Annotated in this window: 9 protein-coding genes; 1 reads left to right on the top strand and 8 read right to left on the bottom strand. The window is 61.7% G+C overall.

Annotation, left to right across the window (positions count from 1 at the left end):
* From MCRY_RS22000 to MCRY_RS23580, 5 genes are all read right to left on the bottom strand, one after another.
* Positions 1 to 567: hypothetical protein (locus MCRY_RS22000; protein ID WP_085633895.1), on the bottom strand; the 567-nt coding region annotated here is incomplete at its 3' end.
* Positions 568 to 623: 56 nt separating this feature from the next.
* Positions 624 to 1,673: a helix-turn-helix domain-containing protein gene (locus MCRY_RS22005; protein ID WP_085633882.1), complete on the bottom strand. Its 1,050-nt coding sequence runs from the start codon at positions 1,671 to 1,673 to the stop codon at positions 624 to 626.
* Positions 1,670 to 2,095, bottom strand: coding sequence for a VRR-NUC domain-containing protein (locus MCRY_RS22010; protein WP_085633884.1), 426 nt, complete (start codon positions 2,093 to 2,095; stop codon positions 1,670 to 1,672). Before MCRY_RS22010 ends, MCRY_RS22005 begins: the two co-directional genes overlap by 4 nt.
* On the bottom strand, positions 2,092 to 2,376 hold the full coding sequence (locus MCRY_RS22015) for a hypothetical protein (protein WP_085633886.1): 285 nt from the start codon (positions 2,374 to 2,376) through the stop codon (positions 2,092 to 2,094). The genes MCRY_RS22010 and MCRY_RS22015 overlap by 4 nt, the downstream gene beginning before the upstream one ends.
* Positions 2,373 to 2,825 (bottom strand): helix-turn-helix transcriptional regulator, encoded by a 453-nt coding sequence (locus tag MCRY_RS23580; RefSeq protein ID WP_342351700.1) that lies wholly within the window; start codon positions 2,823 to 2,825, stop codon positions 2,373 to 2,375. The genes MCRY_RS22015 and MCRY_RS23580 overlap by 4 nt, the downstream gene beginning before the upstream one ends.
* Positions 2,826 to 3,211: 386 nt before the next feature.
* On the opposite strand from MCRY_RS23580, the gene MCRY_RS22025 reads away from it, so the two are divergent.
* Positions 3,212 to 4,513, top strand: a complete 1,302-nt coding sequence (locus MCRY_RS22025) for a tyrosine-type recombinase/integrase (RefSeq protein WP_085633888.1) — start codon at positions 3,212 to 3,214, stop codon at positions 4,511 to 4,513.
* Here MCRY_RS22025 and MCRY_RS22030 read toward each other — a convergent pair.
* From MCRY_RS22030 to MCRY_RS22040, 3 genes are all read right to left on the bottom strand, one after another.
* On the bottom strand, positions 4,494 to 5,105 hold the full coding sequence (locus tag MCRY_RS22030; protein ID WP_085633890.1) for a hypothetical protein: 612 nt from the start codon (positions 5,103 to 5,105) through the stop codon (positions 4,494 to 4,496). The genes MCRY_RS22025 and MCRY_RS22030 overlap by 20 nt on opposite strands.
* A 364-nt stretch (positions 5,106 to 5,469) precedes the next feature.
* Positions 5,470 to 6,513 (bottom strand): IS5 family transposase, encoded by a 1,044-nt coding sequence (locus MCRY_RS22035; protein WP_085633892.1) that lies wholly within the window; start codon positions 6,511 to 6,513, stop codon positions 5,470 to 5,472.
* 403 nt (positions 6,514 to 6,916) lie between these two features.
* Entirely contained in the window at positions 6,917 to 7,885 is a 969-nt protein-coding gene (locus MCRY_RS22040) for a hypothetical protein (protein WP_085633894.1), read from the bottom strand.
* Positions 7,886 to 8,793: the final 908 nt, after the last annotated feature.

Below are 8,793 nucleotides of genomic sequence, written 5' to 3' on the forward strand. Positions count from 1 at the left end.
GGGAACCTCGACCTCTCGCAGTAACCCTGCAGCTTGCAGCGCATCGCGCAAGTGGTCTAGTGCCATCCACCAATCGTGATACGCGCGTCGCGCGGCGTTGATCTGCTCTGGATAAGGTCGCCGAATGACGGGGCAGGCGAGAACCTCAACGTTCCGCCATTTTCCGCGGGACCAGACACGCTCGGTGGCAACAACGATTGTGGCAGCTTTTGGCCCATGCTGGTTTTCCCGAACGTCCTGCGGCACGCACCGTGGCACAACGCCTGGCATCCAGTCCGGCGTCATCCCAGCGCGGGCGAGCTCGGCTACGCGGATGGCCATGCGCTTGCCGCCGAGGCTGTCGGGAAGCCCAGCAACAATCGCGGCGATGACCTCTGCATCGGGGTGGGTGTAACTGCTCAACTTGTACCGTCCGCCGTCGACAGCGGTCCCAAGGGCAGCGCGCTGCGCCAGCACGTATTCCAATCCGAAGCTGCGGGGCTCCGCAACGTCGGCCTCAGGCTCAGGCAGCTCGAGCTGGGCTTTCTCGACCCGGAACGCCCATTCAAGGGCTTGCTGGATGCTCATGTCGCGCTTGGCGCGGGCATTTGCGCGGGAGCGACGATGCAGACTGCGATCATGTTTCACTGAATGTTCCTTTCGCGCAGGCGCTGGGCGGTGACGAGGACGCGGGTCAGCATCTGATCGCGCATGGCGTTGGTGATGGCGCTGGAGGGCAGGTAGCGGTTCGAGTTGACCCAATCGGCGTAGAAGGCGGCTGGATCGGCGCTGGGCGGCTTGGCCGTGCATGCGGTGCTGGCCTTCGTCGAGACACGACCCGGTGCGCCTGCAGCCTCCGACTTGCGCCGAGCTTCACGCTGCATGACGCGGTCCAGCGCCTTGGGCCCATCCGGTGGGGTAGGGTGGGTGTCCCGAGAGGCCGACGCTGCCGCAACGATCTCCGCCTTGGTCAAACCAAGATCGACTTGCCAACGCCGAACATGTTCCCTGGGTGGCCAACCTTGCCACCAGCCGGGCAGGGCGCCGCTGGGCTCGAAGCCCAGCGCCGTGAGCAGCGCTCCAAAAAAATCTTCATCGAGGCTCGTGCGCGCCTGCGCGCCCTCCTCCTCCTTTACTGGTTTACTTAAAGGTTCCCTTACAGGGTTAGTGTCCCATTTTGAGACACGGGAATCGCCATTTTTGAGACACGGGTTTGCGCCAAAATGAGACACGGGCCCGTGTCCCGGTTCGAGACACGGCGCAGCCGGGGTGGGGGGCCGCGCACCCGTGTCCTGGATGGAGGTGTCAGCAGTATCCCCGTGTCCCAAATCAAGACACGAGGTTTCATCAGCCTCAACAGGTGGATTTGACGGGGCGCCGGACCCGCCGTCCAGGTCGGGCGTGCCTTTGGTCAGGCCGCCAAACTCGAACCCGAGCAGATACCTTGTCGGGCGCTGCTGGCCGGTTTTGGTGTCGATGATCGGCACCCGACGGATCAGCCCGCGGGCCTCCAGCTCGTCGAGGTGCCGGTTCAGCGTGGCGCGGCCGATCTCGCAATCCTGGGCGAGGCGCTCCTGCGTCGGGAAGCACCCGTAGTCCGGATTGAACCGATCGCACAGATGCCAGAGGACAATCTTCGTTGTGGGCTTGAGCCCGCGCTGCTGGATCGCCCAGTTGGTGGCGGCATGGCTCATCTGCAGCTCCTCCCGTCGTTGGGTCTAGAGCTAAAGACACTTGGTGCCGCGCTGACCACGCGCGTGGTAAACCCATAATCGGCCAGAGCGCCCAGCGCGTCATCCAAGGAGCGCACCAGCGCCCAGCCAAACCCCTGCGCCTGCACCGCGTCGCGAAACGCCTGCTGCGCCGGGCTGAGCTGTCCCTTGCGGGATTTGAGTTCCAGAAACAGCACGCGACCCTCACACAGCACGACCAGATCGGCAAAGCCGGGATGCACCCCCATGCCGGTCAGGATGGCCTGGCGCTTGGCGCCCCGAGGCCCGGCCTGCGCGATCTCATTGGCGCTGTGATGCACGATTGCCCCTTTAGGCAGGACGACCCGCAAGGCGCTGACCACAGCGCGCTGCAGGTCGGCTTCCGGAGTTCCGCGCGTCTTCATCGCCGGTTCTCCGGATCGGCCCAGGCGGGACGCCCACGGCCATGGGTTTTGCCACCCAGAACCACCAGCAGGGTGCGTGCATCCTCGCGCTCCTCGGGGGTTTCGCCATGCTGGACCAGCACATTGCAAGCCAGCCGGACCATGTGGTCGGAATGATGCACCACCTCGGCCACGACGATGCGGGCTTCGCGCAGGCGCTCGTCGATCCAGTCCTGGCGGGCTTCATCGCGGGCGGATCGCTGGCGGCGGCTTTGCGCACGAAAGGGCAGGGGGATGCTCATCGCCGTGCCCCTCGGCGTCCACGACTTAGGCCAAGTGTCTCTTGCTCCTCTAGCCAATCGAGCACAGCGCTTCGGCGGTAATAGATTTTCCGACCTGCACGCACGCAAGGTGGGCCGCGCCGTTCAGCTTCCCACCGGCGCAAGGTGCTTTCGGTGACTTCGAGTTGTTGCGCGAGATCGGTGCGACTGATCCAGCCGCTCAATAAAGTCCCTGAAACTGGCCTCGTTTCCCGTTGGACTATGTGACTGTGCATATGAGTTCTCCCGTTTGGCAGCCCGAACGGCGATCGGACCTGCAGATCAGTCACGCACATCGTCAGGGGTGGCAGGGAGGCACGGGGTGGCACGAAAACGGTGCCACCCGTGCCACCCCCTATTTTATTGGCTCTGAGGGATGTGAGGCCGCAGAAAGCGGAGGCGGCGCTGCGGTGCAGCATTTTGGCTGTCATGGCGGTTCGCGCGTATTCAGCCGCAAACACGTTGATTTACAGGGGATTCGCCAACATTTACGCGCAAACAGGGGGTGGCACCGCGCATTTAAGCGTGCCACCCCCTGATTTCATTGGAAATTTACAAGGCAGGAGGCGTTTACTGGACGCTTCTGGGGGTGATTCCACAAAAAACCCAGATTTGGACTGGCCTGGCGTCTTTCTGTTTTGATGCCAATGGCACGGCCAGAGCCGAATTCCTCAATAAAATAGGGGGTGGCACGCATATTGGCTTTTCCGTGCCACCCCGTGCCACCCCGTGCCACCCCTGCCACCCCTGCGTCATGCTCTGCTTGATAAGAGGCGCGATCTACGCGTCATGACAGTGGCGCAAGAGAGGGCAAAACATGGTGATGAGACAAAAGCTGACCGAAGCCGTGGTGCGTGAGGCCGCAGTTACGGAGGGCCGCGACTACCAGATTTTCGACAGCGAAGTCCGTGGCTTTGCTGTCTGCATCTATCGCAGCGGGAGCCGGGCGTTCACATTGGATTACCGTCATGCAGGGCGCCAGCGACGGATGACCTTTGGTCGCTGGCCGGAGTGGAGCGTCGCGGCAGCGCGCACCCGTGCAAAAGAGCTGAGACGCGAGATTGATGCCGGTGACGATCCCCTGGCCAACCGGACGGCGATGCGCGAGGCGCCGCGTGTGACCGATCTGATCGATCGGTATGTCGAGGTCCACTTGCCGCATCTGGCGCAGCTGAACGCAGCGGATCAGGCGTCGATGATGAAGACGTTCATCGCACCTGCTTGGGGTAAGATGCTGGTCACGGAGGTGAGCACTTACGACGTCGAACTCCTGCTGACCAAAGTGGCGGAGGGGCGGGCACGCCCGGCCAAAGCCAAGCCGAGAAACCGGGCGCGTAAGTTGAAGGGCGCGCGGCCGACACCTGTGCGCGCCAATCGGGTTGGAGAGGTGGTCCGGAAAATGTTTGCCTATGCGGTCAAATGGGGCTGGCGCGACGACAACCCGGCCATGGGATTTCGGCATCGCATGGAAACGCCCCGTGAACGCTTTTTGACCCAAGCGGAAATTACGCGTCTCGCTGCCGCGCTCGATGCCTCAGAAGACCTAAGAGCCGCCAATATCATCCGGTTGTGCATGTTGACTGGCGCACGGGTCGGGGAGGTGCGCCAAGCCCGGTTTGAGGATTTCAATCTCGAGCACCTGACATGGACGAAACCTGCGACAACCACCAAGCAGCGCCGCGTGCACCGAGTGCCGATATCTGACGAGGCTGCGGCGATCGTGCGCCAGCAAAAGCAAGCAGTATTCTCCGGCTGTGCCTGGCTCTTTCCCGGCGACACGCCGGGTCAACCGGTGCAGGAGGTGCGCCGTTTCTGGCGACGCATTCAGAAGGAGGCGGGGATCGAAGATGTGCGCATCCATGATCTGCGCCATACCTTTGCGTCGCTTTTGGTCAGCGGGGGCGCTTCCCTTGAGATGATTGGGAAGCTGCTGGGTCATAGTCAGATGCAGACGACCCAGCGCTATGCGCATCTCATGGACTCGCCGTTGCGCGCTGGAGTGGATGCGGTGGCCAGCGTGTTTCAGCCCAAGCCCCGCCTGGTGCACAACGCTGAGCCGAGGTCAGTAGTACCTGCCCCGCGCCGGGGCGCGAAGAGCGTCAAGACGTCTTCGCCTTGAACTTCAGGGCTACGAGAACCGGCCTCAGCCGTCGCCGGATGGATCGCTCATCTGGGAAGCTTCCATCGACGGAGCGGTCAGAAAACCAGTCCTGAAGCTCTCGTATCCATGCGGCCTGCGAGTTGGGTAGTCCCTGTTCATAGACCCGGCGGGTGATCTCGATCCGCATGGCGGCCCAGTCGTAGTCACCGTCATCTCCAAGCCCAGCGCCTTCTTCGATCCGGCCAAACAGGTCATGGGTTTCTTCAAATCGTCGCACGTCCTCGCCGAGAATCATCACGTCCCCAACCGATAGGGTGACGCCACTCTCTGGCGCGTCGATATGAAGCCAGTCATCACTGCCGAGCGGTCGTACACGGAGCAACTGCGCCGTTTGGGGGCCGGTTCCACAATTGCGAAAGATCCGCACAATATCCATGGACTGGATTTCCACGAGACCGCCGGCGCGTTGGTCTCCACATGCAACCGGCGGGATGCCCGTCACAATTTTCAATGTACCAATCCCCGCCCATGCGGCGATATCGTAGACAGTGCAGCCCCATCGAGCAGCAGTTTCGTGAATGGTGTACAACGCACGTTGTGGCAATCCCATTGGCAGGCGTCCTTTTCGTCTGCAGCGCTTGCGGATCGAGCAGGCCCCGCAGCGATGTTTTTTCGTCAGTTTCGAGACCGGCCCGCCGCGGATTGGGCAAGATGTCCATGGCGATTCGGTGTCGATGATTGACGATAGACCAGCGAGGGGGGCAGTCTCTGACCCCATAAGCTTGGTGGTCGCAGGAAAATGGTGTGTCCTATGGGCACCTCGATTTTTCACTGTCGTCGGCTGATCTGCACGAGTTTTGTGGCATGAAGCCGACAGGAAGTGGCTTTTGGGGATGTTTGGCGGCATAGCCATGGCCCGTTTCGCCTGGTCATGGCGGTCTTCGGCCCCGTCGGCCTGAAGTCCACGTCCCGGATCACGCGGGGCAAGGGTTCAGGCGGCGCAGTTGCGCCAGCCGTCGCATGTTGTAGGCGAGGTTCTTCATTCCGATCTTGGTCTTCGCGCGGATCAGTCCGACGGTGCGCACCAGCGTCCCGCCCATGTCGTTGGTCTGGGCGCCGAAGACATGCTCGACCCGCGCGCGCACGACGGATTTGGTCCGGTTGCTGCTCTTGCCCTGTTCGGTCAGTGGCTTGCCGCGCTTGCCCTTGCGATGGATGCGGCTTCTCAGCCCTCGGGCGCGCAGCTTGGCCTCCATCTCTTCGGAACGGTAGGCCGGATCGGCCCAGACGTCCGAGCCGGTGTTGCCTTGCATGAGCAGGTGATCCACCGCCTGGCTATCGTGCAGGGCCGCGTCGCTGACGTGGTAACGGCGGACCAGCTTGTGCTTGCGGTCCACATTCACATGGTTCTTGTAGCCATAGTGACTCTTGCCGTGCTTCTTCGTCCAGCGGGCGTCCGTATCTTTCTGCGACCGCCTGGCGGGCTTGTCGGCCCAGCCCTCGGGCACCTCGCCGTTCTTGATCGCCTTGTTTTCCTCGCGCGTGTTGTGGTTCTTCGGCACCGGCACGATGGAGGCGTCCAAGATTTGCCCGCCGCGCGCGATGTAACCCTGCCGCGCCAGATAACCGTCGAACTGCTTGAACAGCGCCTCGACCACCCCGGCCTGCGCCAGCCCCTCGCGGTAGAGCCAGACGGTCTTGGCGTCGGGCACCCGATCCTGAAGTCCCAGGCCGAGGAACCGCATGAACGACAGCCGGTCGCGCACCTGATATTCGATCTGATCGTCCGACAGGTTGTAGAGCGCGCCCAGCAACAGCGTCTTGAACATCACAACCGCGTCCATCGGCTTGCGCCCGGCCCGCGACTTGCGCTCCGCCTCGGGCTTGCGCCAGACCCGCTCCAGAACCGGACGGAACTCCTCCCAACGCACAATGGCGTCGATCTCGACCAGCGGGTCACGCTTGGCGTCAAGGCTCGCGTAGCGGTCTGAAAGATCAAAGAAACCCATCTGCGCCATCGTCAAACCCCACAAGTCGAATGCCCTCTGCCTTCTATCCCAGCGCCAAGGTCAGGGCAATTTTTCGAGGTGCCCATATGTCAGGTGGCCAACACTAGATCATCTCAAGCCCCCATCTTCGGTAGGCCGATATTCCTCATATGGACCCGATTTTGCGAATGTGGGTGCGTGATTATGGAGTTTTCCACAAGAATATAAGCGGGCGCCCTGTTTCAGGTGTTGTCAGAGGGTGTCTTGATCTTATTAATCATCTTGGAATGGCTATATTTTTGGACTCTGGATGTATTGAAAATGGAAAAGCAGTATCAATTTAAATAGATGAGCTAAATTATAGCGAGTATGATGAGCCCGGAATGGGTTTTCTGCGCGTCGCTTGGTGCCTGCCTTTGGCTGTCCGCACATGTCACCGCCGTCCGGCTGATGGGGGCGGGGACGGCTGGGGATCAAGGATGCGGACCATCACCTCCGCCGGGATTGTCAATCGCACTGGCCCCTTCGGACTATCCGAGGTGAGCCAGCCTGCCGCGCACATCGTCGCGATCTCGCGCGCCCCTTGGCGCTTGGACTTGCCCAGCCGATCAAAAACCGTCCCGCGTGGCAGGACAGCCCCGGCGACGAAATCCGCGATCAAACTGTTCGGGATGTCCGGTGGCAAAGCTGTGCGCATCGCGGTTGTCAGCCGTTCGGCCAAGTCTGGCGATGTGAGCGTCTTGAGGGTCCGGGTCACCTCCGTCGTCAGGGTGGCGAGCAGCTTGTCCGGGCCCACCTCCTGGTGGCTCGCTTGCGCCGATTCCGCAGGTGCGCCGTCCAGACTCTCGACGGCCAAAGTCAGCGACCAGGACAAGGGCCCGCCCACGCTATGCATCAGGGACTGCAAGAGAAACAGGTCGGCCACGAGGTCGAGACCCGGGACCAGCGCGTCTCCCCGGCGCAGGGCGTACCAGCGCTCCAGTCCGACAAGCAGGCGGGCGAGGGGCGCTGTCTCGTCAGACCACGGTTGGGTATCTACCCGTGCGGTCTCCCGCTCGATCATCGCGGAACCGGCGGTGTCGATCAGCGTGCCGGGCCAGAGCCAGTCCAGCATCTTGTAGATGGTCGCCGCAGGCTTCGGAAAGGGGCACCCCGTATCAGCGACCCGGCTGTCCCAGGCCTCGAGAAGGTCCGCGATCCGATGGGTCGGTGCCCCGGCCACGGTGGGTATCTGCGCGGCAAGCCGGTCCTCGAACCGTGCGACATCCATTTTGCGGACTGCGACCGGCAGCGACTCCCTGAAGGCGCGAGGCAGGTGATCGAACCGCGCGTGAAGGACCCAGAGATCGGCCATCGCTTGGGCGGTCGGGATTTCCAGTTGTCTATTCAGGTATTCAGGCATCGGCCAAGTCTTTTATGGTTATCACAGATAAACTGTGGGCTCCGTTTGTCAGATCGCAAGCAAAAACGGACGCCGGCTGAATCAAAGATGTGGATAAAGACGGACAAGGGCTTCGTTAATTGCGACGGTGTCAGATTCGACCTGCGTTACAGCATGGCCGATTGTTCCTGGGGTCGTGCGCCTTAAAATAGGATACGAAATAAATTGACCGAATGCGTTCAGGCCTCTCAAGATCGGACATTTGGTCCAGCCTGACTGCGATGCCCTTTACTTTATGTCTCACCGGGGTTTGGTGCAATAAGCTGGCAATTCTGTGGAATTTCGACTTTGACACGACGTTCAATAACCATGGAAACCAGATTCAAAGTCTATGAACGACCTATGGCAACGGTTGAACCGCCCACTCCGGAGTTGGGGTGCCTGTGTGAGGGGTCGCATGTGCCGCCTGAATATTCGGCCATCGCAAGGGCGGGATCTGCCTGTCCGGTGTGTGGGCGTGCGCTGTGACCACGGCCGATCCGCCCCGCAGCCCGCCGCTCTTCCTGACCTTGAAATGGGGTGCTCTCGGGGTTGTTTGAAGATGGACCGGAATGAGCGTGCGACGGCCTTTCTGGAGGGGGACGGTCCGCGTCCCGGTCTGGGGAGGGGACGAGCGGGCAGGGGGCGGATCCGCCACAGACTTTGCACTGCACCGCCAAGGGCCCGCTTAGAGGTTCGGCCATCCCGCAGGATCCTAGGTCACTGCATAACCCTGTCCGAATGTTCCGAACTCCACACCCGAGCGACGCATGGTCGAGTACGAGAGTGGGTGTCTTGACGGGCGCGCTTCAGCACCCGCGGATTTCATTCGGGTTGACAGGCGGGGCGATGCGTGGAGTTCAGGCGTCTAGGGAATACTGTTTTGTATT

It is taken from the genome of Marivita cryptomonadis (assembly GCF_002115725.1).
In the GTDB taxonomy this organism is placed as follows: domain Bacteria; phylum Pseudomonadota; class Alphaproteobacteria; order Rhodobacterales; family Rhodobacteraceae; genus Marivita; species Marivita cryptomonadis.